Source organism: Microcoleus sp. EPA2 (assembly GCA_020882975.1).
Classification (GTDB): Bacteria; Cyanobacteriota; Cyanobacteriia; order Cyanobacteriales; family Microcoleaceae; genus Microcoleus.
The window spans coordinates 17,758-41,879 of the sequence record JAHRFD010000038.1 but is presented as its reverse complement, the minus strand read 5'-3'; the positions used below and the strand labels follow the sequence as shown (position 1 = coordinate 41,879).

Below are 24,122 nucleotides of genomic sequence, written 5' to 3'. Positions count from 1 at the left end.
GCGAAGCTTTAGACAGCTATCAAACCACGACAATTCTCAAACCAGACTGGGCAGAAGCTCACTTCCACCTCGGCAATGCTTTTTGGCAACTCGAAAAATATAGCGAAGCTTTAGACAGCTATCAAACCACGACAATTCTCAAACCAGACTGGGCAGAAGCTCACTTCCACCTCGGCAATGCTTTTTGGCAACTCGAAAAATATAGCGAAGCTTTAGACAGCTATCAAACAGCTATAGCTCTCAAACCACAATTTCTAAAGAATTTCTTGACTAGGGCAGAAACCATTAAGCAACAGGGAAAATTGGATGAGGCAATAGCTTTATATCAACACGCTATTATCATGAAACCTGATTCAGGGGACTTACATCTACATTTGGGAAATATTTTATTACAACTCAAAAAAAATGATGAAGCTTGTCAAAGTTATGAACGTGCAATAGAACTGCAACCTGATTTAATAGAAGCATACTCTCAACGAGGGGAAGCTTTGGGGATACAAGGGCAAATAGACAATTTGGTAGATTGGTATCAAAAAGCTGTTCAAATTCACCCTAAGTCTGTGGAACTTCACTTTAAGCTGGGAAACGCACTTATGCTACAAGGCAAGCAAAATGAGGCTTTTCGCAGTTATTATCGGTCAAATCAAATAAAATTTATCGAAGATCGCTCTCACGGAAACATTGGAAGAATGTGTTTTATTACCCTGGCTAAATCCGCAAGTACATACATTTTTAATGCTTTACAAAACCTGATCAATAATTGCGATAATGCAGATAATCCGAGATATTTAACTATTTTTGAGGGAAATACTAGCTACTTACAATTATTGACTGAAGAACCCTATAAAAACTCAACTTCTAATTTAGTGTCAGCGCATTTGTATGCAGAACCCTATAACTTGTTAACAATAAGTTTAATTGCCGATCGATTAATTGTTAATGTTAGAGATCCCCGGCAAGTTACTCTTTCTCAAGTTCATCACAATAATCTCTACAGATATAACAGGAGTCCTGTACACATATTTAATTGCTCACAACTTCCCAAAAACTATTTTTGTATGTCCCTGACAGAACAAATAAGCTGGCAGATAGATAACTGGGCTCTACCGGGAGCAATCAAGTGGATAGAAAGTTGGCTTGATGCAGAAGAAAATCCATCATTTTATCCAAAAATTTTATTTACCAGCCAGGAAGATTTAGTAGAAAATTCACAGGAACTATTTAATACTATTTTGGATTTTTATGAAATTGATCGATCGCGATTTACTATGCCACCCCCTCCCAAATTTAAGCCAGGTACGCATTATCGCACAGGGAATGTAGATGAATGGCGGGATGTTTTCACACCGGAACAAGCAGAAAAAGCATCTAGTATGATTCCTAATCGATTGTTAGATAGATTTGGATGGTCCTATTGAAAAAAACTTGGATACTTTTCAAGTAAAGTTGTTATTATTTAACAATTTAGTACCAATAAAATTACTATTTATCTATACTCCAAGTTAATGTAGTAAAATATGATATGGGGAGCCATCAATTGCTGAATAATATGATTTGTAAAAGGATTGAGTAAGTGAGTTGGTTGTAAGTATTAAAAATGATTTAAAGGATAACAACAAAGGATAATAACAATGGCATTAAACTTTTTTCAAGCAGGCAACAAACTCAAACAGGAAGGTAAATTAGAGGAATCCATTGAATCCTATAAAAGTGCTATTGAGCAGAACCCAACTTTTTATTTGTCTTATCACAACATGGGGGATATCTTCGCCAAACTGGGTCGCCTAGATGAGGCTATCAATTATTATAATCGTGCCATAAAACTCAACCCCAATTCAGCTTGGTCTCACCACAATATTGGCGAAAATTTGGTAAAACTAGGTCAACTAGAGGAGGCAATCGCCACCTACCGCATTGCCATTAAACTGAAGCAAAATTTTCATGGATTTTACAACAGCTTGGGTAAAGCTTTTTATCAGCTTGCGTTGCAGATCAACACAGGAGCTTTACAGTCATATAGCCGATTAGGAGAAATTTTACTTAAAACAGAGCAGATCGACGACTATTCAAATGAGCCTTGCCATGTCAACGATGCAGACTTTATACAAGCAACTAATGACATCAACGATGAGTATTTTTTAGATAAAGTTTACCACACTTATCTAAAACGCGACCCCGACCACGAAGGAAAAAATCACTACCTCGACTGCCTCCATAATGGCATGACCCGTCAAGAAATCGTCGCTGGATTTCGAGACTCACCAGAATTTACTTCTCTGTTAATTTCCTCACTCGTATCATGCTGTTTGCGAGAGGCGATTGCAGCTTATCGCTGCGCAATTGAACTAAACCCAAAAGATCCCAAACCATACCAAAATTTGGGGGAGGTACTAAATCAGTTAGGAAAAGTACAGGCACAGCAAGGTAAGTTAGATGAAGCAATAGATAGTTACAAGCAAGCCTTAGTCATTTTTCCTAACTTGGCAGAAACCCATTATAACCAAGGAATTGCGTTTTCACAGCAGGGAAAACTAGCAGAAGCCGTTGAGAGTTACAAGAAAGCTATAGTCATTAAACCTAACTGGGCAGAGGCACATTTAAACTTAGCAGATGCACTGGTAAATCTGAGTAAATCAGCAGAAGCAGTTGATATTTACCAGAAAGCTATAGTCATTAAACCCGACTGGGCATTAGCTCACCTTCATCTCGGAAACGCTTTTTTAGCTCAAGGCAAACAAAATGAAGCAATAGAAAGTCACAGGCAAGCGATCGCTATCGAACCTGAATGGGCTTTAGCTTATTATCACTTAGGCAACGCTCTATTTCACAATGAAAAACAGGATGAAGCGATAGAAACTTACCGACGTGCGATCGCTCTTCAACCTGACTGGGTAGACCTCCATTTCCATCTAGGTAACATTTTAATAAAACTACTAAAACCAAGGGAAGCTATAGAAAGCTACCAACAGGCGGTTTCGCTCCGACCATACTGGGTTGAAGCACACTTTTACCAGGGAAATGCCTTCACGCACCTAGACGATTTTGAGCAAGCAAAAGCTTGCTGGCAGAGAGCCTTGGATATCAAGTCTGACTGTGACTGGGCAGAAATAGCTGACTCAATAGTATTCCACCTTTGGCCAAAGGGCAGATATTCAGATGCGATTTACTTCTGCCATCAAGCCACTAAGTTGCAACGATACTGGGCTAATTTTTATCAGTTGGAGGAACTAGGAATCCGATTTTTAACTAATCTTTGGCCTAGAAGAATCGGTCATTTTGCTTTGATAGATTGCTATGTGAAAGCGATTGTTTTAGGCTTGCTGACACCGCGCAAACCTATTCTGCTAGCACCTCCAGAGACGATGGCCAATCCTCATGCCTTCAATTACTGGCATTCGCACATTACCATAATTTCCGATCCGGTCGCCATAAATTCTGTTTCCCCCCTAGTGCGTTACTTAAAAGAACCCTTGATGTCCCAGACTTTATCTAGTGGAAAAACAGTGTGGGTACACGAGTTTATGGAAACAGTTCAAAAAAGATGGGAGGCAGAGTCTCGTTCACCACTCCTCACGCTGTCTGACCATGACTACGAACAAGGTTGGGCTTGTTTGCAGTCCTTCGGTATACCCAGGGATGCTTGGTTTGTTTGTCTTCATGTGCGAGAACCTGGGTATCTGAGCGAAGCTAAACATGGTCTTGCTTGCCATCGCAATGCTGACATCAATACCTACAGCTTGGCAGTGCAGACAATTGTAGAGCGGGGCGGGTGGGTCATCCGTATGGGCAATTATTCCATGACACCCATGCCTCCCATGGAGCGAGTAATTGACTATGCAAATAGTGATATTTGCAGTGATTGGATGGATGTATTTCTGTGTGCTCAGTGCCGTTTTTTCCTGGGGACAACATCTGGTTTATTCCATCTATCTTATGTTTTTGGTATTCCCTGTGCCTTAGCCAACTTTGTACCTATGGAAACTAGACCGCTTTCGGGCAAGGATATTTTCATACCTAAACTACTATGGTCTTTAAGCGAGGATCGTTTTCTGACCTTCGCGGAAGCATTGGCTCATCCTATTGGTCACTGTGAGCGGTCAGACATTTTTGCGTCATGGGGTATCAACATCGTAGACAATACACCAGAAGACATCAAAGACCTAGTAGTGGAAATGCTGGAGCGGTTAGAAGATAAGCTACAATACACGAAGGATGATAAATACTTGCAAGAGCAGTTCATCGCATTGTCAAATCAGGCAAAGGGGTTTGAAGGCTCTCTCAGTAGAATAGGAAAGGATTTCTTACGTAAATATTCTTGGCTTATGCCAGCAGCTACTAGCAAGATAAGTATCATCAATTAAGGGCGAGGAATCGGTATCAACAAACTTAAAAGATAAATGGTTAATAAAACGGCTGAAATCAAAACACTTAAGGAGATATAAATGAGACAGGATCATGCTAACGCAGTATATTGTTTAGCCAGTTTTTTTTACCAAGAAGGTAATTTGGACGAAGCTGATGCTATATACTCTCAGTTAATTAAACTCAACCCTGAGTGGTCAGAAGCAGATAATTTACTCACAAAAAAAATTGCCAATAAAGGCAATTCAAGAGAAATTATAGGTTCTAATCCTACAGCAGAAACACTCAAACCTGTTTTGGTAAAAGAGTGCTTAGAGTTGGAAAGCAACTCACAAATGTCAGCGAGATTAATCGGCGCAGAAGTTTACTTTAATTTAGGTAGAGAATTGGCAAAACAAGGTAAATTTGAGGATGCTATTCGCAGCTATCAACAGGCAATAGAAGTTCAACCTCAATTAACAGAAACACACTACCATGATTTTTGGGATGTTTATGCGGAGTACGTCAGAACAGTTTCAATTGCCAGAGGTTATAGCAGAGAAGTCGATCCCGATTTTGCTAGGCTTGGGTTTAAGCAAGGGTTATTACCTAAGACTGAAGTAGACAATTTATTAAAATCACTGAAGAAAGCACATACCAAAGAATTTAATCTTGATGATTGTCAGCCGGGATATTTACCTAGTAAGTTACCTCCTCAAGTTGTAGAAGCAATTAGATGCCACACATTTCTGGCTCTCGATTCGGAACAACTTAATAGCTTAACGCCATTGCTCCAGGGACTTGTTAAGCCGATAACAGATTGCTTGGGAACCCCTTGGCGCATTGTTAACACTATTGTTCAGAAAACACCTCCAGGGGTGATTGAAGGCGGCGCAAATGCTTGGCATAATGATGGTTTTCCATTGAGTGCTCTCAAGATTTTGATTTATCTTACGGGAGTTGGTTTAGAAATAGGAACTACAGAACTAAGGCTACAAAATGGTTCAAATACATTAATAGACGGTCTGCCAGGAACGTGGCTGCTTTTCAAAAATTCTGAGCTATTACATCGAGGCATAGCTCCAAAAAGAGGGGAGAGAATTATGATCCAATTGACAATTGCTCCTTCATTAAATCAAGATATAACACCTATCTGTCCTGGCTTAAATGCTAGGCATCCCCTAGTGCCTTGGTACTAGGTTTAAGAACAAAATAATAACGGTAAAGACAGGGGAAGTCACAGATTAAGTTAAACAAAAATTGGTAAATTAAGCCGTGAACAAAGTAAAAAATAATCTCCTAAAAATAAGACTTTACGTCAATGACAGAAATTAACCTCTTACACCTTTACCCCCGCAGCAAGCGTCCCATAGACGATCGCGCCAAACTCATTACCGAAGAACACCGATCGATCGCCCGCCAATTTGGCAAAGAGTTTTTCGACGGCGATCGCCTCTACGGATACGGCGGCTACAACTACCATCCTCGCTTTTGGCAAGAAACTGTTAAGCGCTTCCGCGACTACTACAACTTGCCAGATAGCGCCAGCATCCTCGATGTCGGCTGTGGTAAAGGGTTCATGCTGTACGACTTCAAACAGCTTATGCCCAACATCACTATCGCCGGCATCGATATCTCCGAATACGCGATCGCCAACGCTAAAGAAGAAGTCAAACCCTATCTGCAAGTCGGTAACGCCAAAGAATTACCCTACCCCGATAAATCCTTTGACTTAGTTATCTCTATCAACACCGTTCATAACTTACTACTCGAAGACTGTAAACAAGCCTTGAGAGAAATTCAGCGCGTCACCCGCCAACACGCCTTTATCATTGTGGATGCGTGGCACAATGATGAAGAAAAACAAAGAATGCTCAACTGGAACCTAACAGCCTTGACCTATATGCACGTCAATGATTGGGTTAAACTGTTTGCAGAAGTTGACTACCAAGGAGATTACTATTGGTTCATCGCTGAGTAGGGTTTTAATTTTCACAAAATATTAGGTATAGGTATAGGCATAATAAATTATGAACTTTATGCAAAAGTCAGAAACAGACTTAAGTGCTGCTTTTATTCAAAATGGCTATGTAATCAAACCCTGCGAAAATCCATCTACTCTGGATAAAATCAGAAACAAAACAGTAGATTTAGCCACTAATTTTTTAGGAGTGGCAACCCCGACCGATGCGGGAGAATTTTTAGATACAATTGCCTCTTTATTACCAATAGAAAAACTTAACTCTTTCCGCCTTCAGATAATATCAGGTTTAATGGCAGAACCTTGGTTTCGAGAAGCCTATTTCTCTTGCGCTCGTTCCCTAGTAGAAACTATTGTTGGTAACGAACTTGTGATGCAGCGCAACATCGGTTTAAGTATTCAACTTCCCGGTGATGACAGTTCTTTATTACCCCTACATTCGGATAGTTGGGGGTCAGAATGTTCTCCATTTGAAGTAGTATTATGGATTCCCTTAGTTGATTGCTATCGGACAAAAAGTATGTTCATTTTACCGCCCAATGCTGATGCTAGATGGCGAGAAAAAGTACATGAATTTGCAGAGACAGGAACAGAAAGTCTTTATCAAGCAATCGAACGCGAAGTTGAATGGTTGGAAGTTCCCTATGGCAATGTCGTTTTATTTACTCCGACTATTATGCACGGCAATCGACGCAACGAAGAATCTACAACCAGATGGTCTATGAATATTAGATTTAAAGGTTTATTTACACCTTACTCAGATAAACGTCTGGGCGAATATTTCGCACCCATCGCCGTGCGTCCCGCCTCAAAAATTGGGATGAAATTCACAATGCCAGGGGGGTTCAATGAGTAAAAAATCAGGTTATCGCGGTTACATTATCAGCCGTCCAGTACGAGGTGTAAATTACCCTCACCGCGTGCAAAACTTGGTAGTTCGCGACTACGCCACGCGACATAATTTAGCCTATAAACTCAGTGCCACTGAATACGCCATGCCTGGATGTTATATGATGTTGTACGATGTTTTGGCAGAATTGCCACAACTAGAGGGCATCATCCTATTTAGCCTGTTTGTGTTACCCCAGAAAACCGAGTCGCGATTGGAAATCTATGACCGGATTTTAGGTGCTGGATGCGAATTACACGCAGGGTTGGAAGAAATGGTACTTCAAGATAGAAACGAAATAGAAAACTTTGAGGAAATGATACAAGCAGCCTTAACTTTACCTAATACACCAATGGGAGGTTATTATCAAAAGTCAGAATACCTAAAACTAAACGACTTCTTTTTACAAGCCCTTAAGTAAACATATTATGCTATTCTAAACAGATTAGAGGAGTTAAGAACAGGATAAGTAAGCGTAACCATAGCTTAAAGTTAAAAAAAAATACAAGGAGTATAAACTATGACCTTAGCATTACAAGAACCCTTAATAGAAGACCATCTCGTTTTGTTAGGAATAAGCTGGTCGCAATTAGAGGCTTTGGATACGGTCTTAGCAGAAGTACCAGGGGTCAGACTGTTTTATTTAGACGGATTTTTAGAAATTATGACATTAAGTTTAGAACACGAAGAGACAAATGGAACATTGCGATCGCTGATAGAAGCTTACATGAGAGAAAAAAATATCCGGTTTTATATTAGAGGTAGTGCAACTTTAGGTAGTGAAGAAACTCAAGGTAGAAAAGAACCGGATGAATCTTACAATTTGGAGACTAAAAAACCAAATCCTGACTTAGTAATAGAAGTAATATTGACTAGCGGTGGATTGGATAAATTAGAGTTCTATAAAAGAATAGGAGTTCGCGAAGTCTGGTTTTGGGAGGATGGGGTAATAACTATTTACCATTTAAGGGAAGAATACGAAAAAGTTAGTCACAGTTTATTGTTGCCAGATTTGAACATTGATTTATTAAGCCGTTACGTTATCTACTACGATCAGTATGATGCTGTAACGGAATTTCTCCAAGCCCTTAGAAAGTGAGCGACTTATGCACTTAGGAATTGAAGGAAAATCAGCTTTAGTAGTTGGAGGCAGCCAAGGTCTGGGCCGAGAAATCGCCCTAACTTTAGCCAAGGAAGGAGTACAAGTGGGAGTTGTTGCCCGCACCGAAGCAGATATTATCTCCTTAGTTGTGGAAATGGGGGGTGAAGCTAAAGGTCATTGGGGCATTGCTAAAGACTTAGTACCCGATAGCGCACCAACCGAACTTATCGAAGAAATCCAGTCTGGTAACAAACAGATTGACATTATCATCCACAACTTAGGGGGAACTTTAGCAATTAGAGACCCCTTCTGCACAGTAACCGAGTGGCGTTCTGTTTGGCGGCTCAACTTTGAAATTGCCGCAGAGTTAAACCGCTATCTGATTCCCCCCATGCAGCAACGCCGATGGGGGCGAGTAGTGCATATTTCCTCAATTGCTGCTAATCTGAGTCGAGGAGCAGTTGCCTATTGTGCTGTCAAAGCCGCTCTCAACGCTTACACCCGGAACTTAGGGTGTACAGTAGCGTCAGACGGAGTGGTCATCACATCCGTGATGCCCGGAGCAATTCGTCATGAAGGTAGCCATTGGGATAAAATGTCCCAAGAGCAACCAGAGATGGTTGCAACCTATCTCGATCGGCGCATGGCAATTAAACGATTCGCTCAATTGGATGAAATCAGTGATTGGGTGGTTCTGCTATGTTCCGAAAAAGCTTCTTTCTGTACTGGTTCGGTAATGCCTATTGATGGAGGTTCTTGGTGATTGAGCTAACTAGCAGCAAGATAAATATAGAAAAACTAGAACGCCATTTCTATCAATATGGGTGGATAGTAGTGCAACTCCCAAATCCAGATCCAGTCTATGCCGCTCGTGCGTCACTACTTTCAGAATTGCGGCGGCTAACGGGAAGCGAGCGCATCACATTAGAGCATTATCACGAAGTTATTGGTGATGACAAAAATCATACAGAGTTGCAGTTCCAGCTAACTCAATTTTTTTGGTCTCAAAAGTTGGCGCATAAAGTCATCACCGCTCAACTTGATTTGTTTAAAGCATTTTTGGGACAAGATTTAAACATTCAGAGTAAGCCTCACCTGCGAATTACTCGACCTGGGAAACCCCAAGATAATATCGGCTACCATCGGGACACTTATTACGGCTGTTCCCCTTTTGAATTATCTGTTTTAGTGCCTTATACTGATGTTCCACCGGAGAGTGCTTTATCTGTTTTATCAGGCTCTCACATTCGTCCAGAGTCCGATTTTTCCCTCACGCAGATAGAAAATCCTGAAGTAAGCAAAGGTTCTGTCAAACATCAGTTAGGGTTTCTCTATGCTCCTAAACTAATAGATCCATCCTGCACCGCAGATATGCACCCAGTGCCGCTGGCTGTGGGTGAGGCGCTAATTTTCAGTCTGGCTACAGTGCATGGTAGCGTAGAGAATCGGGGTTTAGTTTGTCGCTGGAGTTCCGACATTCGGGTAGTAAATGCCCTAGCACCCCTTAACCCCTCTTTAAAAGCAGGCTACTATGAAAAACTGAGTCGTTCAGTTGTTTCTGAGACCGCTGAGGCTTACAATAACGCTCAATTGGCATCTTTAAAAGGAATGGAATGATTGGAACAGTGACTATATGATCGACAAAGCTCAACATCAACAATATCAATCTTCTCACTCTAAAATTCTGTCTCAGCAAGGGTATCTAGTTTGCCACAACGTTATAGACCAGTCCGTTATCCGCCAAATGCAGAATTACCTAGCGGCAAGGCTTGACAACCTGCGCGATCGCTTCCAAGAATGGTCTGGGGGAAAAGATGTAACATCGGTGGAAAGCTATCGGTATCACAGCGATCGTATTGTCGAGTATGAAGCAATGGGACTCCCAAAAGATTTACGCCATTTTTTGAGGGGGGAGTTTGACTTAGAAACTCGATTGTCCGCCGAAATTCGCGACTTTCTAGCTACCCTAAGTCTGCGAGAATTAGTAGCAGACGTTTTCGGCGAAACGAGATATTTTTTGCACTATCCTCCCATGCTCCGATTTAAAGTGCCTCGTGCCGACCAAACTATAGTACCACCCCATCAAGATAGTGCTTATAGTACCCATATAGAAAGATTTATTACTGCTTGGGTTCCTTTAACGCCAATCACAGAGGAAGTAGGTGGGGTGACATTTTACGAAGGGACTCAAGAGTTGGGCAACTTAACCCATGGTTCCAGCGGTGCTTGGGAAAGTAGAGCTTTTTTTGACGAGTCAACCTACGCTGCGTACTCACCGCAAATGGAACTAGGGGATGTGCTATTTTTTACGCCCACTATTGTTCACGCATCAGCTCTCAATACCTCAAATAATATTATCAGATTTAGTATTGACATGAGGGCTTTTAGCACGAATACTGTAAGTTCAAAATCTTTTTACGATCCCTGGTCTGGGGAAATCCATAAAACTAACTAAATGAGGTGGCTGAAAGTGAGTGAAGCAGAAAAATTTGACGGCACAAAAAAATACACAAAAGATCAAGAGATTGAAAGTCGCTTAGAAGATCTATTTTCTAAACACAAAGTTTCCCCTATAGAAATTATCAATGGGTTTCCGATTTACGCAAGGCGTACTGTTCTTAAAAAGTTTCTGGCTCACTACGAACTGTTTCGTCGCACTATTGATTTACCGGGGGACATTGTAGAACTAGGGGTTTTTAGAGGTCAGAGTTTGATGACTTTTGCCAATCTTCTGGAAGCGCGTAACATAGGCGATCGCACTAAGAAAGTTTGGGGTTTTGACAATTTTAAAGGATTCACAGGTTTACGCCCTGAAGATGGGCCTAACTACGAACAGTCTCACAAGGTAGAAGGGGGTTTTAGTCCAGAGAAATTCTATGAAGAATTACTGGATGTAATTGACATATTTGATGCTGACCGCTTTGTGGGCTGGAAAAAACGCATTGAACTGGTAGTGGGAGATGTAACCGCAACCATTCCAGAATTTGTTGCAAAAAACCCTGGTTTGCGAATTTCATTATTGCACTTCGACATTGATATGTACGAACCGACCAAAGTAGGTTTAGATTATTTATATCCATTAGTTGTGCCAGGGGGAGTTGTAATATTTGATGAATATGGCATCTTAGAATGGTCTGGGGAAAGTAAAGCAGTAGAAGAATATTTCAAGGGACAGCACGTAGAACTCAAGAAATTTGAATGGAATAATGTTCCCGGCGCTTACTTGATCAAACAATAGACAACTGAAGTAGAGAACTAAGTTTATGAAGTGCAATCTTTGCAGGTCCGATCGGGTAACAGAATTGGGAGATATTGGTCTTAAGCCAGCTTCGGTAACATCGGAACCAGACTTGTGTTCTCTACCAGCCAAAATCTATTACTGTCAAAACTGCCACCACCTGCAAAAAGCTCATAGCCAGAGAGAAGTTTCATTCATTAACTCTCTTTATCAAAATTATGAAACCTACAAAGTTTCAAGCGGAAAAGAACAACTTGTTTTTCCCAAAGATAGCCCACCGCGCGCCCGAAGTTATCATGCGATAGAGCAATGTATTTCGTTGTTACCAAAATCTGGAAACCTACTCGATATCGGTACAGGGAATGGCGCTATTTTGAAATCTGCTAGTCAACTTTTGCTGCAATGGCAGTTATTTGCATTTGACTTGGGAGACAAATCAAAAGAAGAAATTTTAGCAATTCCTGGGGTGGTTGAGTTTTATACTGAAAGCCTGGATAATGTTCCAAAACAAAATTTTAACCTAATTGTTTTGTGGCATTGTTTGGAGCATATCCCAGAACCCGCTCAATTTCTTACTCTGTTAAGGGAGTACCTGACAGAAGATGGCTTTTTACTTATACAAGTTCCAGATATTCATCGCACTCCCTTTGACTTTGCTACGATCGATCATTGGTCACATTTTACTAATTCTGCCTTAATCAAGCTTTGTCAGGAAACGGGCTATCAGATAGAACTTGATGGCTATGATTGGGTACACAATTGCTTGACTCTACTACTGAAGCGCGATGATGGCTCCATCCCCAAACAATCCTTGCCAGATTCAAGTTTTACACCCGATGGCTACTTTTACTGGCTCAAACAAACAGTAGCAGAGTTTGAAAGAGCAACCCAGAATCGGAAGTATGCTATTTTTGGTACTGGAATATCAGGAATTTGGGTATCAAGTCAACTGTCAAATCCGCCAAGTTGTTTCATTGATGAAGACAGCCAAAGGGTGGGCAACAACATTGGCAATATTCCCATTGTCAAGCCTCAAGATATCCCACCTGGAATGGACATTGTAATGCCTTTTACTCATGCTACGGGTAAGAATATCAGCAAAAAAATGCAACAGGAATATTTTACATCTCAATCTAGCAATTTTATTTTGAGTCAACCTTACTTGAAAGGAGATAGCCATTGACTACTGCAAAACGCTGCTTGGTAACAGGTGCCGCCGGCTTCATCGGCAGCCACCTGTGCGATCGCCTGCTTTCCCTCGGCCACACCGTCACAGGTCTAGATAGCCTAATTGTAGGTCGCCTCGCCAACCTAGAACAAGCAAAAAGCGATCACAAATTTACCTTTATCGAGCAAGACGCAGCCACCATCACCCCCTCCATCCTAGAAGGAATTGACTGGGTATTTCACCTAGCAGGGCTCGCCGACTTAGTACCGTCGATCGAAAACCCCAGCCAATACTACCACTCGAACGTTCAAGGTACTTTTAGCCTGCTAGACGCTTGCCGCCACGCTCAAATCCAACGCTTCGTCTACACCGCATCCTCCACCTGCTACGGCATCCCAGACCAATATCCCACACCCGAAACCTATCCCTGTGTTCCCGAACACCCCTACGGCTTGACAAAGTATTTAGGCGAGCAAATGGTCATGCACTGGGCCAAAGTTTACAAACTCCCGGCCCTTTCCCTGCGACTGTTTAACGTGTACGGGCCGCGTTCTAGAACCACAGGGGCCTACGGTGCCGTCTTCGGCGTGTTTTTAGCTCAAAAATTAGCAGGAAAACCCTTCACCCTTGTCGGCGATGGCACCCAAACCAGAGACTTTACCTTCGTCAGCGATGTCGTAGAAGCCTTTGTCACCGCAGCAGCATCGGATGTAACGGGTGAAATTATCAACATTGGTTCGGGTAATCCTCAAAGTGTCCTCACCCTCGTGGAACTATTAGGCGGCCCTATCGTCCACATCCCCAAACGTCCCGGAGAACCAGACTGCACTTGGGGAGACATCACCAAAGCTAAAACTCTCCTAGGATGGGAACCAAAAGTTCCTTTCCCCGAAGGAGTAGCACAGATGTTAGCAAACATCAACCTGTGGCGAGAAGCGCCAGTCTGGACTCCTGATTCCATTCAGGAAGCCACAAAAGCATGGTTTGACTATTTAGGAAAAACCTAAACTTATGGTTCAAAACACCGCCGATCGAGTTAATCTGCAAGTTGCAAAAGCACTTATTTATCAAGGATCTCGCCTGTTACTGCAACTGCGAGATAACATACCTGAGATTATAGCTCCCAATCATTGGGGACTGTTCGGCGGTACTGTTGATGATGGGGAAACTCCCGCCCAAGCGATGAAACGAGAAATCGAAGAAGAACTTTGTTGGATACCGCCCGAACCTAAATACCTGCTAACTTGGGAAGCACCCGATCGACCTTGCACCACCTATATTTTTGGTATTCCCTTGACAGTACCGACTAGCCAATTAACCTTAACGGAGGGGCAAGCCTTCCAACTATTTACGTTTGAGGAATTGACTAAAGTGCTGCTAGTGCCGAAAATTCCGCGGATGCTGCCACAAGTTGTCGAGGCGATCGCCTCTGATGAACTAACCGCAGCTTGGCAGGAGTTCAGCACTAAAAATTTAACATGGGCATGATATCAAATCCGTTAGTATCGGAATTAATATAACCCACAGTCAGGACACGGCAGTGGCGTGTCCATTAGTGTCAACTTAACATCAAACTCAGTCAGAGATTGTTGTTTAACTATCAAACTTCCATCCCCCCTAACCCCCCTTAAGAAGGGGGGGACAGGAGTCTACTCAAAGTCCCCCTTCTTAAGGGGGATTTAGGGGGATCTAGACTAGGGTAAAAACGAGATTTCTTAAGGGTTTTACTCTTAAGTTGACACCAATGGGCACGCTTGAGTGTCCCTACAATTAATCGGGGTAAGGAAACGGCATTGCCGTGTCCTCCGTTATTATCACTGACGGTGCAACCGGAATTGATATGACTCATCAACTAAAACCAAAACTGACAAATTAAATGCAAACCTTTCCCTCACAACTCCCCTTTGCCACCGATTACTTCCGCCAACTTGCAAATTTAAGCGAAAACTTTGAAGCGACTGACAAAAAATCTCAGCCTCTTTCCTTTGCCGAAGCAATTAGTCAAGCCGCAGCTTTGGTATCTCAACAAAGCCAACAGCAAAAAAAAGTAATTTTTATTGGCAATGGCGGCAGTGCAGCCGTAGCCAGTCACCAGGCGATAGATTACTGGCGAAATGGAGGCTTTCCCGCAATGGCTTTCAATGATGGAGCTCTCCTCACCTGCATCAGCAACGATTTCGGCTACGAACAAGTTTTCAGCAAACCCATTGCCACCTTTGCCCAATCGGGAGATATCGTATTTGCTATTAGCAGTTCTGGACAGTCTGCCAACATCCTAGCAGGTGCTCGTCAAGCAGCTCAAATGGGCTGTCACGTCATCACCCTATCAGCTTTTAAGCCAGATAATCCCCTGCGTCAATTAGGAGATATTAACTTTTTTGTCCCGACAATGGCCTATGGATTTGCAGAAATTACCCATTTGTGCATCTGTCATTGTATTCTAGATGGGTTGATGAAAGGTTCGTTATCAGCAACAGAAATTGAGAGTTCGGTAAGTGATGACAGCAAGCTATTTTCAAGCAGCGAACAAACTTAGGCAGGAAGGCAAATTAGAAGAGGCGATCGCCTCTTACCGCCAAGCGATCGAGCACAACCCCAACTTTTATTTGTCTCACCACAACTTAGGGGAAACATTAGCTAAACTCGATCGCTGGGATGAAGCCGTTACTTCCTACGATCGCGCTATTCAACTCAACCCTAATTCGGTTTGGTCTTATTACAATTTAGGGGAAGCCTTGGCAAAACTGTGCCGGTGGGATGATGCGATCGCCTCCTACAGTCACGCCATTCAGCTTTCCCCTGATTTTTATAGATTTTACATTAATTTAGGGGAAGTCCTCTGCAAACAGGGCCGTAGCGAAGAAGCAGCAGCCTTGTACTGTCAAGCTGCGGAATCCTTGGCAAAACAGCAGCGGTGGGATGAAGCCGACAATTATTACAGTCAGGCTATTAGGCTCAATCCATCAGTTAATGATGACTACCGCAATTTAGCAGAAACCCTGACAAAACGGCGACAGTTGGAAGTTGCGATCGCTAAAACAGGTAAATCCATTGAAAACGCTCCAGATAGTGCAGAAAGCTACTTTGAATTAGGCAAGCTATTAGCACAACAAAATCGACGAATACAGGCAATTGAAAGTTATAAAAAAGCGATCGCCATCAACTTTGACTTAGAAGAAGCACATATCAACCTTGTCAACTTACTGATAGATCAAGCTGAAATAGATGAGGCTAAACAGAAGCAAAATAAACCCTCTTTAGAACAAGAGGCACTTTTCAACCTCGGAAACTTACTGATACAGCAAGGTAAATTAGAAGAAGCAATTGAGATTTACCAAAGAGCGATCGACAAATGGCCAGACTGGGCTGATTGTTATATTAACCTAGCAGAAGCTCATGCCAAAATAAGCTGGAATTTGTGGGATTTGGGCAAATTAAATGAATCAATCAGTTCTATGCAACAAGCAATTGATATATATAATTCTCAGATGAGAACCCATCCCCTAAGTAATTTAGGTATCCGGTTTATAACGCCGGAGTATTTCACCCACTGGCCCTGGTTACAAGCAATAGGTCAACTAGCTTGCACTATAGACATTTATATCAAAATGGGTATTATTGGCTGGCGGCCCCAACACCAAACAATTATTTTAGCACCTTCCGAACAAGTAATCAACCCCTGTTTAGTCAACTACTGGCGTCGCTATCTATACATAATAACTGACAATTCCCTCATCGTTCGCCTGCTTCCAATGGCCAAAAAACTGCGGTGTTTAGAATACACTCTATTCTACATCAAATTGTCCGACAAAAAGATGGTAGATACGTCTTATGCCGTGCCTTTAGTTCAGAAGCAGTGGGAAGCCGAGAAACAACCACCTCTACTGACTTTATCACCATTGGATTACGAGCGTGGCTGGTGCAGCCTACAAGACCTTGGCATACCTAAAAATGCCTGGTTTATCTGTCTTCACGTTCGAGAAAATGGCTTCCACTCAGAGGCAGTAAGTAACTATCGCAATGCTGATATCAACACATACCTTTTAGCAATTGAGTCAATTGTAGCGCGGGGTGGCTGGGTCATCCGCATGGGCGACCCTACGATGAAACCAATGACACCTATGAGGCAGGTTATTGACTATGCTCGCACTGATGCGAAAAGTGATTGGATGGATATCTTTTTGTGTGCTTCCTGTCGCTTTTTACTTGGCACTAATTCAGGATTAAGTTATCTTCCCTCTATATTTGGTGTACCTGGCGTGCTAACCAATATATGGCCAATTTCAGCTAGTCCTTACCAAAGCCAGGATTTATTCATCCCCAAGCTGGCTTGGTCTGAAGTTGAAAATCGCTATCTCACCTTTGAAGAAGCACTAGCGCCTCGCTTCTTTTTCAACCTCAACAGCAAACTTCTTTACTCCTGGGGCATTAAAGTGGTGGATAATACGCCAGAGGAGATTAATGACTTGGTACTGGAAATGCTCGATCGACTGGAGGGTAAAGTGCAATATACAGAAGAAGACGAAATTTTACAGCAGGAGTTCAACTCTCTGCCAACACCTTATGGGCCGAGTGCTTTCAATAGCCGGATGGGACGCTCTTTCTTGCAAAAGTATTACAATTTGGGACTGAGGCAAACAGGCACTTGATGCGCGATACATCGGGAGTCTGTTGATACCCGTGCTGTGGGAACATCCTGAGAGGGGCTGCGGTCTGGTATGTTCGTGGGTGGTGATGGCTTGAGTTCCTTGGGACGAGAGCAAAACTTACTCCAAATTGTGGTAGGCTTCTGGAAAACCATTGTAAATAAAGATTAGTTGATGAAGTTTAAAACTGTGAAACAATGCAAGTAGTTATACTAGCCGGCGGTTTGGGGACACGTCTCCGAGAAGAAACAGAATTTCGTCCCAAGCCCCTAGTTGATGTGGGCGGACGACCGATTCTTTGGCACATTATGAAGACCTATGCCCACTACGGATTCCAGGATTTTATTGTGTGTTTGGGCTACAAAGGCAACATGATTAAGGAGTATTTCCTGAATTATGAAGCGATGAATAATGATTTTACTATTTGCTTGGGTCGCCAAAATCAGATTACTTATCACGAGGAACACCGCGAGCAAGATTTTCAGGTGACACTGGCGGAAACCGGACCAGATAGCATGACTGGGGGGCGGGTGAAACGGGTGGAGAAATACATTACTGAGGATACCTTTATGGTGACTTACGGTGATGGAGTTGCTGATATCGATATTGGAGCTTTGGTAGATTTTCATAAGTCTCATGGTAAGCTGGCAACTGTTAGTACAGTTCGCCCGATATCGAGATATGGTATTTTAGATGTGGACAACCAAGGCAAAGTTCTGGAATTCACCGAAAAACCTCAAATAGATGGCTGGGCTAGTGCTGGATTTTTGGTTCTTCACCGGAGCATATTTGATGCTTTAAGGGGGGATGATTGTTTTTTGGAGCGAGAGCCACTAGAGCAATTAGCAGCGCAGGGACAATTGATGGCGTATCGCCACGAAGGTTTCTTTTTTGCGATGGATACTTACCGCGAGTATAAGTATTTGAATGAACTGTGGGATAATGGAGAGGCTCCTTGGAGGGTGTGGGAATGAGTGAATTTTGGCGCGATCGATCGGTATTGGTAACAGGTTGCACCGGCCTTTTGGGTAACTGGTTAGTGGCTGAGTTGCTGGAAAGAGGGGCTTTGGTAACGGGATTAGTCCGTGACTTGGTGCCACAATCCCGACTTTATGCTGGAGAGTGGTATCGGCAAATTAATATCGTTCGCGGTTGTGTCGAAGATTTGCCAACGGTAGAACGCTCGATTAATGAGTATGAAATAGATACAGTTTTTCACTTAGCAGCTCAGACAATTGTGGGAGTTGCAAATAGAGAACCACTGGCAACTTTTGAAACAAATATTAAAGGTACTTGGAATATTTTAGAAGCTTGTCGTCGCGTCGGTGGCGTGAGTCGAATTGTCATAGCATCCAGCGATAAAGCCTATGGAGACCAGCTAGTGCTGCCTTATAGCGAAACTACTTCGCTGCAAGGAGAACATCCTTATGATGTTTCTAAAAGCTGTGCAGATTTAATCAGTCGGGCTTATTACGTCAGTTATGGTTTGCCCGTGTGCATTACGCGCTGCGGTAACTTTTACGGGGGCGGAGACTTGAACTTTAATCGCATTGTTCCATCTACAATTCGATCCGCATTGCGAGACAAGCCGGTAGTCATCCGCAGCGATGGTACTTTTATTCGGGACTATTTCTATGCGAAGGATGGCGTTTTAGCTTATCTCCATTTGGCTGAGCAAATGGACAGGAAAGAAATTTTGGGAGAGGCATTTAATTTCAGCAATGAACTGCAAATTTCTGTGCGGGGCATGGTAGATATAGTTTTGAAATTGATGGGTAAAACTCATTTAGAGCCAGTGGTATTGAATCGGGCAAAAAATGAAATTAAACATCAGTATCTTTCGGCAGATAAGGCGCGAAAAATGCTCGGTTGGGAATCTAAGTATCCACTCGAAGAAGGCTTGAAAGAAACAATAGAGTGGTATGAAAACTTTTTGATGAATGAAGATACCTGTGTCATCAACGCATGATAGATGGTACTCAAAACTAAAAAATCAAAAAAGGGGGGCTAATTCTGTGCCATCTAAATGTCGTTTTTGTAGTCACCGATTAGAGCATACTTTTGTAAATCTAGGGATGTCGCCACTGGCGAATGCTTTTGTTGCTAAAGAACATCTGAATTGTGCAGAAAAATTTTATCCGCTGCATACTTATGTCTGCGGCAATTGTTTTTTAGTCCAGTTAGAAGAGTTTGAATCCCCGGATAGCATCTTCAGCGATTATGCTTATTTTTCTTCTTATTCAGACTCTTGGTTGCGCCACGCTCAGAAATACACAGAGTTAATGGTGGAAAGATTTGGATTTGACGAAAACAGTCAGGTAATTGAAATCGCTAGCAATGATGGCTACTTACTCCAGTATTTTCAGCAACAAGGAATTCCCGTATTGGGGATTGAACCTGCTGCCAATGTAGCTAAGGTGGCCCAGGAAAAAGGGATTCCAACTTTAGTCAATTTTTTTGGTGTAGCAACGGCTAAAGAGTTGGTTTCAGAAGGGAAGCAGGCAGATTTATTGCTGGGCAATAATGTGTTGGCTCATGTGCCTGACTTGAATGATTTTGTGGCGGGGATGAAAATTATCCTGAAACCCAATGGCATCTTGACAATGGAGTTTCCTCATGTATTACAACTAATTCAAGACAACTTATTTGACACGATTTACCACGAGCATTTTTCTTATTTTTCGTTGTTGACAGTTGAGCAAGTTTTTGCTCGTCACGGTTTAACTTTGTTTGATTTGGAGGAAATACCTACCCACGGCGGTTCTCTGCGGATTTACGGTAGGCATAGTGAGGTCGATGGAACAATTAGCGATCGCATCACGGAATTGAAAGCAAAAGAAATTCAAGCAGGGCTCAACCAACTTGAAATTTATGTAGGATTTGGCGAACAGGTTAAGTCTACTAAACGTCAAATGCTCAGTTTCCTAATTGATGCCAAAAATCAGGGCAAATCCATTGCGGGCTATGGAGCACCGGCGAAGGCTAATACGCTGCTGAACTATTGCGGTATCCGCACGGATTTGATTGATTATACAGTGGATTTAAGCCCGCATAAACAGGGTTTGTTTTTGCCAGGAACCCAGATTCCAATATATCATCCAGACAAAATTCGGGAGACTAAGCCAGATTATTTGGCTATCTTACCTTGGAACATTAAGGATGAGATAGTAAGTCAGATGGATTATATCCGCGAGTGGGGAGGTAAGTTTGTGGTGTTGATTCCTCAAGTGGAGGTAATCGCGTGAAATTTACTGAAACCAAGCTTAAGGGAGCTTATGTTATTGAGGTAGAGCCCCTAACAGATGAGAGGGGATTTTTTGCCCGCAGTTGGTGTCAAAAGGAGTTTGCCGAACATGGTTTGAATCCTAAGCTAGTGCAGTGCAATATTTCTTTTAACTTGAAGAAAGGTACTTTGAGGGGAATGCACTATCAGGCTCAACCTCACGAGGAAGTGAAGTTGGTTAGATGTATTAAAGGAGGAATTTATGATGTAATTATCGATTTACGTCCAGATTCTTCGACTTTTAAAGAGTGGTTTGCAGTAGATCTAAACTCGGAAAATCGTAAGATGCTCTATATTCCCGAAGGTATGGCTCACGGCTGTCAAACTTTGGCAGATAATACGGAAGTTTTTTACCAGATGTCGGAGTTTTATTATTCTGAACTAGCCAGGGGAGTGCGATGGGATGACCCGACTTTTAGCATTGATTGGCCGGAGATATCTCACCGCGTGATTTCGGAAAAAGATAGAAATTTTCCTGATTTTGTGCTATGAAAAAAGTCCTAGTTACGGGTCCGGGAGGTTTTGTTGGCAGACACTCGCTCAAGACACTGGTGGAACGGGGGTTTGAGGTTCATGCTGTCGCTTCTAAGACTTTGCCGACTGTGAATTCGGATTGTACTTGGCATCTGGCAAATTTGTTAGATTATACATCTATTAAGGAGTTAGTTTGTCAAGTAAAACCTACACATTTGCTGCATTTTGCCTGGTGTTATACTGTACCTGGACAATACTGGAAATCTGAGGATAACTTTTTGTGGGTGCAGGCAAGTTTGGAATTATTGAGGCAATTTCGAGAGCAAGGAGGTGAAAGAGTAGTGATGGGTGGAACCTGTGCCGAATACGATTGGAAGTATGGTTATTGCTCGGAATTTGTAACGCCGAGAAATCCAGATACTCCCTACGGTATTTGTAAAAATGCTTTGCAGGAGATAGTTAGTTGCTATTCTAAAACAACAAGTATTAGCAGTGCTTGGGGACGTATTTTCTTTCCCTACGGTGCTTACGAGTACCCAAATCGCCTGGTTTCTTCGGTGATTCTTTCTCTGTTAAAGGGAGAGCCTGCACGCTGCTCTCACGGTAATCAAATCCGGGATTTTCTGTACGTACAGGATGTGGCTGATGCTTTTGTGGCTCTTTTGGAGAGTGAGGTGACGGGTGCTGTTAATATTGGATCGGGACAGGCGATCGCCCTTAAAGATGTTGTTTATAAGATAGCAGATCTAATCGGGCGATCGGACTTAATTCAGTTAGGTGCTATCCCGTCTGCTGCGAAAGAAGCACCTTTGTTAGTGGCTGATGTGACTCGTTTGTCTGATGAGGTGGGTTGGCAGCCAAAATTAAATTTGGAAATGGGATTAAGGCAAGCTATAATCTGGTGGAAAAATTCAAATTATACAGGATTAAAAATTGAGTAATTAGTGAAATTATTGAAAATAATGCTAAAAGATACGAAAAAATATAAATCTTTCCCTGTAAATGGATATTAAAGTATGCAAAAATGCCCTGTTTGCAGTTCTAGCTTAATAGCCCCATTTTTGGTTCGAGGTAGCGTACCCGTTCACCAAAACTTAGTGATGGCAGATCGAATATCTGCTATAGAAATAAATCGCGGCAATCTAACTTTAGCAGTTTGTGAAGAATGTGGATTTATTTTTAATCAGGATTTTGATGGTTCCAAGCTAAGCTATGGCAAGGAGTATGATAATACCCAGACTTATTCCCCTTCTTTTGAGAGTTATATTTCCGAACTTGCCCGCTCTCTAATCTCTGAGAAAAATGTTCAAAATTGCTCGGTTGTGGAAGTTGGCTGCGGCAAAGGTTCATTTTTAAGGAAGCTAGTAGAATCTGAGGAATGGGGAAATATCGGTTATGGGTTCGATCCAAGTTATGTCGGGGCAGAAACTGTTCTTGACGGCCGCCTGAAGTTTGAGAAGCGTTACTATGACTCAGAGTGTGCTAATATTCATGCTGATGTGGTGGTTTGTCGTCATGCGATCGAGCACGTTCCTGAGCCTTTGAGCTTACTCTTTTCTGTCCGACAAGCTTTGGTTCATTCTCCCCACGCGCGCGTTTTCTTTGAAACGCCCTGCGTCGAATGGATACTCCGCAATCAAGTAATATGGGATTTTTTCTACGAACACTGTTCCTACTTTACGGCAGAGTCTCTAGCGACGGCTTTTGAAGTATCGGGTTTTCAGGTTGAGAGCGTAGAGCATATATTTGAAGGGCAATATCTATGGTTAGAAGCTACGATTCCTGCCCAAAAACCGGCGGTTACGAAAAAACCAGGATTCATTTCAATTTTAGCTAACCAGTTTGCGACATCAGAACGTGAACTGATTAGCAAGTGGGAAATTAGGATTCAAGAATTAGCTAACCAAGGAAAAGTGGCTCTTTGGGGGGCTGGAGCTAAAGGTGTAACTTTTGCTAATATGATCGATCCCGATCGTAAATGGATTGACTGCATTATTGACCTGAACCCTAATAAACAAGGTAAATATATCCCTGGGGCTGCTCACCCGATTGTCAGCTATCAGGATATAGCCGAGCGAGAAATTACAACTGCTATCTTGATGAACCCGAATTATCATCAAGAAAATTTAGTCTTATTAAAGGCCTCCAACTTAAACATTGACCTATTAGTTGAGTGATTTATGAAATTGACAATTGATACGACTGAAAAAACACTCACTTGTGAGATTGATAACCAGAAGCAGGTATTAGATCTTTATACAAAAGAGGCTTTTGAATTGATATCGCTTCAGTGGGTTAAAGTTGGATGGAATCAGAAATATTCTTACACATTTAGTTGGTTGGGTCGCCCTTTGCTGCAACTCCCTGAAGATTTGATTCGGATTCAAGAAGTTATCTATCAGGTTAAACCCGATATCATTATTGAAACCGGGGTGGCTCACGGCGGCTCGCTGATTTATTACGCTAGCCTTTTTAAAGCAATGGGCAAGGGTAGGGTTGTAGGAGTTGATATTGAAATTCGCCCCCACAATCGCAAGGCGATAGAGAAACACCAACTGTCATCGTTCATTACTTTAGTGGAAGGCAGTTCTACAGATACCAGTATTGTAGATGAGGTGAAAAAACTGGTAAATCCAGGCGAGACTGTGTTGGTGAGTCTTGACTCGTGTCACACAAAACAGCACGTTGCTGACGAGTTAGAGGCTTATTGCAGTTTGGTGACACCAGGCTCCTATATAATCGCCACCGATGGGATTATGAAGGATTTGGATGATGTGCCGCGCGGGAATCCTGAGTGGAAGTGGGATCATCCTACTGCGGCGGCGGCTGAGTTTGCCGATCGGCATCCTGAGTTTGTATTGGAGCAACCTAAATGGCCGTTTAGCGAGAGCGATTTGACGGAGAATGTGACTCACTGGCCTGGAGCGTGGTTGCGGAGACTGTGAGGAGAAATGCTGGCTCGGTATTATGATAATTTTTGAGTGGGCTTTTTCCCTCTTA

At 42.4% G+C, this 24,122-nt stretch carries 23 protein-coding genes; all 23 read left to right on the top strand.

Annotated elements, in window-relative coordinates:
* The coding region (locus AAFP14_RS23615) for a tetratricopeptide repeat protein (RefSeq protein ID WP_341734628.1) at window positions 1-1,418 on the top strand (1,418 nt) is incomplete at its 5' end.
* 213 nt (window positions 1,419-1,631) lie between these two features.
* Window positions 1,632-4,361: a tetratricopeptide repeat protein gene (locus AAFP14_RS23610; RefSeq protein WP_341734627.1), complete on the top strand. Its 2,730-nt coding sequence runs from the start codon at window positions 1,632-1,634 to the stop codon at window positions 4,359-4,361.
* 81 nt (window positions 4,362-4,442) lie between these two features.
* Window positions 4,443-5,540 (top strand): tetratricopeptide repeat protein, encoded by a 1,098-nt coding sequence (locus tag AAFP14_RS23605; protein ID WP_341734626.1) that lies wholly within the window; start codon window positions 4,443-4,445, stop codon window positions 5,538-5,540.
* Window positions 5,541-5,662: 122 nt separating this feature from the next.
* The gene (locus AAFP14_RS23600) at window positions 5,663-6,322 is read left to right on the top strand and encodes a class I SAM-dependent methyltransferase (RefSeq protein ID WP_341734625.1); all 660 of its coding nucleotides are present in this window, start codon (window positions 5,663-5,665) and stop codon (window positions 6,320-6,322) included.
* A gap of 49 nt (window positions 6,323-6,371) precedes the next feature.
* Complete coding sequence (locus AAFP14_RS23595; protein WP_341734624.1) at window positions 6,372-7,178, top strand: sporadic carbohydrate cluster 2OG-Fe(II) oxygenase; 807 nt, start codon at window positions 6,372-6,374, stop codon at window positions 7,176-7,178.
* A complete protein-coding gene (locus tag AAFP14_RS23590) occupies window positions 7,171-7,632 on the top strand; it encodes an LIC12192 family sporadic carbohydrate cluster protein (RefSeq protein ID WP_341734623.1) in 462 nt (153 codons plus the stop codon). Before AAFP14_RS23595 ends, AAFP14_RS23590 begins: the two co-directional genes overlap by 8 nt.
* Window positions 7,633-7,731: 99 nt before the next feature.
* Window positions 7,732-8,310 (top strand): Uma2 family endonuclease, encoded by a 579-nt coding sequence (locus AAFP14_RS23585; RefSeq protein ID WP_341734622.1) that lies wholly within the window; start codon window positions 7,732-7,734, stop codon window positions 8,308-8,310.
* A 7-nt stretch (window positions 8,311-8,317) separates the two neighbouring features.
* Entirely contained in the window at window positions 8,318-9,076 is a 759-nt protein-coding gene (locus AAFP14_RS23580) for an SDR family NAD(P)-dependent oxidoreductase (protein WP_341734621.1), read from the top strand.
* Window positions 9,073-9,930 carry a phytanoyl-CoA dioxygenase family protein gene (locus AAFP14_RS23575; protein ID WP_341734620.1) on the top strand — a complete coding sequence of 286 codons (858 nt, stop codon included), beginning with the start codon at window positions 9,073-9,075 and terminating at the stop codon, window positions 9,928-9,930. The genes AAFP14_RS23580 and AAFP14_RS23575 overlap by 4 nt, the downstream gene beginning before the upstream one ends.
* A 16-nt stretch (window positions 9,931-9,946) precedes the next feature.
* On the top strand, window positions 9,947-10,768 hold the full coding sequence (locus tag AAFP14_RS23570; protein WP_341734619.1) for a phytanoyl-CoA dioxygenase family protein: 822 nt from the start codon (window positions 9,947-9,949) through the stop codon (window positions 10,766-10,768).
* A 15-nt stretch (window positions 10,769-10,783) separates the two neighbouring features.
* The gene (locus AAFP14_RS23565) at window positions 10,784-11,551 is read left to right on the top strand and encodes a TylF/MycF/NovP-related O-methyltransferase (protein ID WP_341734618.1); all 768 of its coding nucleotides are present in this window, start codon (window positions 10,784-10,786) and stop codon (window positions 11,549-11,551) included.
* Between the two features lie 25 nt (window positions 11,552-11,576).
* Window positions 11,577-12,734: a class I SAM-dependent methyltransferase gene (locus tag AAFP14_RS23560; RefSeq protein WP_341734617.1), complete on the top strand. Its 1,158-nt coding sequence runs from the start codon at window positions 11,577-11,579 to the stop codon at window positions 12,732-12,734.
* Window positions 12,731-13,726 (top strand): SDR family oxidoreductase, encoded by a 996-nt coding sequence (locus AAFP14_RS23555; RefSeq protein WP_341734616.1) that lies wholly within the window; start codon window positions 12,731-12,733, stop codon window positions 13,724-13,726. Before AAFP14_RS23560 ends, AAFP14_RS23555 begins: the two co-directional genes overlap by 4 nt.
* A gap of 4 nt (window positions 13,727-13,730) precedes the next feature.
* Window positions 13,731-14,207 carry an NUDIX hydrolase gene (locus tag AAFP14_RS23550; protein WP_341734615.1) on the top strand — a complete coding sequence of 159 codons (477 nt, stop codon included), beginning with the start codon at window positions 13,731-13,733 and terminating at the stop codon, window positions 14,205-14,207.
* 388 nt (window positions 14,208-14,595) lie between these two features.
* The gene (locus AAFP14_RS23545) at window positions 14,596-15,255 is read left to right on the top strand and encodes an SIS domain-containing protein (protein WP_341734614.1); all 660 of its coding nucleotides are present in this window, start codon (window positions 14,596-14,598) and stop codon (window positions 15,253-15,255) included.
* Window positions 15,218-17,368 carry a TIGR04372 family glycosyltransferase gene (locus tag AAFP14_RS23540; protein WP_341734613.1) on the top strand — a complete coding sequence of 717 codons (2,151 nt, stop codon included), beginning with the start codon at window positions 15,218-15,220 and terminating at the stop codon, window positions 17,366-17,368. The genes AAFP14_RS23545 and AAFP14_RS23540 overlap by 38 nt, the downstream gene beginning before the upstream one ends.
* A gap of 194 nt (window positions 17,369-17,562) precedes the next feature.
* Entirely contained in the window at window positions 17,563-18,339 is a 777-nt protein-coding gene (gene rfbF, locus AAFP14_RS23535; RefSeq protein ID WP_341734612.1) for a glucose-1-phosphate cytidylyltransferase, read from the top strand.
* Window positions 18,336-19,334: a GDP-mannose 4,6-dehydratase gene (locus tag AAFP14_RS23530; protein WP_341734611.1), complete on the top strand. Its 999-nt coding sequence runs from the start codon at window positions 18,336-18,338 to the stop codon at window positions 19,332-19,334. The genes rfbF and AAFP14_RS23530 overlap by 4 nt, the downstream gene beginning before the upstream one ends.
* A gap of 46 nt (window positions 19,335-19,380) precedes the next feature.
* Window positions 19,381-20,610, top strand: a complete 1,230-nt coding sequence (locus tag AAFP14_RS23525) for a class I SAM-dependent methyltransferase (RefSeq protein ID WP_341734610.1) — start codon at window positions 19,381-19,383, stop codon at window positions 20,608-20,610.
* Window positions 20,607-21,140: a dTDP-4-dehydrorhamnose 3,5-epimerase gene (rfbC, locus tag AAFP14_RS23520; RefSeq protein WP_341734609.1), complete on the top strand. Its 534-nt coding sequence runs from the start codon at window positions 20,607-20,609 to the stop codon at window positions 21,138-21,140. The genes AAFP14_RS23525 and rfbC overlap by 4 nt, the downstream gene beginning before the upstream one ends.
* Window positions 21,137-22,063, top strand: a complete 927-nt coding sequence (locus AAFP14_RS23515; protein ID WP_341734608.1) for an NAD-dependent epimerase/dehydratase family protein — start codon at window positions 21,137-21,139, stop codon at window positions 22,061-22,063. Before rfbC ends, AAFP14_RS23515 begins: the two co-directional genes overlap by 4 nt.
* A 75-nt stretch (window positions 22,064-22,138) precedes the next feature.
* Window positions 22,139-23,299, top strand: coding sequence for a class I SAM-dependent methyltransferase (locus tag AAFP14_RS23510; RefSeq protein WP_341734607.1), 1,161 nt, complete (start codon window positions 22,139-22,141; stop codon window positions 23,297-23,299).
* 3 nt (window positions 23,300-23,302) lie between these two features.
* A complete protein-coding gene (locus tag AAFP14_RS23505; protein ID WP_341734606.1) occupies window positions 23,303-24,067 on the top strand; it encodes a cephalosporin hydroxylase family protein in 765 nt (254 codons plus the stop codon).
* The last annotated feature ends 55 nt before the right edge of the window (window positions 24,068-24,122 follow it).

What these genes read in the sequence shown, in the direction of transcription:
- AAFP14_RS23610 (WP_341734627.1), top strand. Translation starts at nt 1,632, where the DNA reads ATGGCATTAAACTTTTTTCAAGCAGGCAACAAACTCAAACAGGAAGGT.
- AAFP14_RS23605 (WP_341734626.1), top strand. Translation starts at nt 4,443, where the DNA reads ATGAGACAGGATCATGCTAACGCAGTATATTGTTTAGCCAGTTTTTTT.
- AAFP14_RS23600 (WP_341734625.1), top strand. Translation starts at nt 5,663, where the DNA reads ATGACAGAAATTAACCTCTTACACCTTTACCCCCGCAGCAAGCGTCCC.
- AAFP14_RS23595 (WP_341734624.1), top strand. Translation starts at nt 6,372, where the DNA reads ATGAACTTTATGCAAAAGTCAGAAACAGACTTAAGTGCTGCTTTTATT.
- AAFP14_RS23590 (WP_341734623.1), top strand. Translation starts at nt 7,171, where the DNA reads ATGAGTAAAAAATCAGGTTATCGCGGTTACATTATCAGCCGTCCAGTA.
- AAFP14_RS23585 (WP_341734622.1), top strand. Translation starts at nt 7,732, where the DNA reads ATGACCTTAGCATTACAAGAACCCTTAATAGAAGACCATCTCGTTTTG.
- AAFP14_RS23580 (WP_341734621.1), top strand. Translation starts at nt 8,318, where the DNA reads ATGCACTTAGGAATTGAAGGAAAATCAGCTTTAGTAGTTGGAGGCAGC.
- AAFP14_RS23570 (WP_341734619.1), top strand. Translation starts at nt 9,947, where the DNA reads ATGATCGACAAAGCTCAACATCAACAATATCAATCTTCTCACTCTAAA.
- AAFP14_RS23560 (WP_341734617.1), top strand. Translation starts at nt 11,577, where the DNA reads ATGAAGTGCAATCTTTGCAGGTCCGATCGGGTAACAGAATTGGGAGAT.
- AAFP14_RS23550 (WP_341734615.1), top strand. Translation starts at nt 13,731, where the DNA reads ATGGTTCAAAACACCGCCGATCGAGTTAATCTGCAAGTTGCAAAAGCA.
- AAFP14_RS23545 (WP_341734614.1), top strand. Translation starts at nt 14,596, where the DNA reads ATGCAAACCTTTCCCTCACAACTCCCCTTTGCCACCGATTACTTCCGC.
- AAFP14_RS23540 (WP_341734613.1), top strand. Translation starts at nt 15,218, where the DNA reads ATGACAGCAAGCTATTTTCAAGCAGCGAACAAACTTAGGCAGGAAGGC.
- rfbF (WP_341734612.1), top strand. Translation starts at nt 17,563, where the DNA reads ATGCAAGTAGTTATACTAGCCGGCGGTTTGGGGACACGTCTCCGAGAA.
- AAFP14_RS23530 (WP_341734611.1), top strand. Translation starts at nt 18,336, where the DNA reads ATGAGTGAATTTTGGCGCGATCGATCGGTATTGGTAACAGGTTGCACC.
- AAFP14_RS23515 (WP_341734608.1), top strand. Translation starts at nt 21,137, where the DNA reads ATGAAAAAAGTCCTAGTTACGGGTCCGGGAGGTTTTGTTGGCAGACAC.
- AAFP14_RS23510 (WP_341734607.1), top strand. Translation starts at nt 22,139, where the DNA reads ATGCAAAAATGCCCTGTTTGCAGTTCTAGCTTAATAGCCCCATTTTTG.
- AAFP14_RS23505 (WP_341734606.1), top strand. Translation starts at nt 23,303, where the DNA reads ATGAAATTGACAATTGATACGACTGAAAAAACACTCACTTGTGAGATT.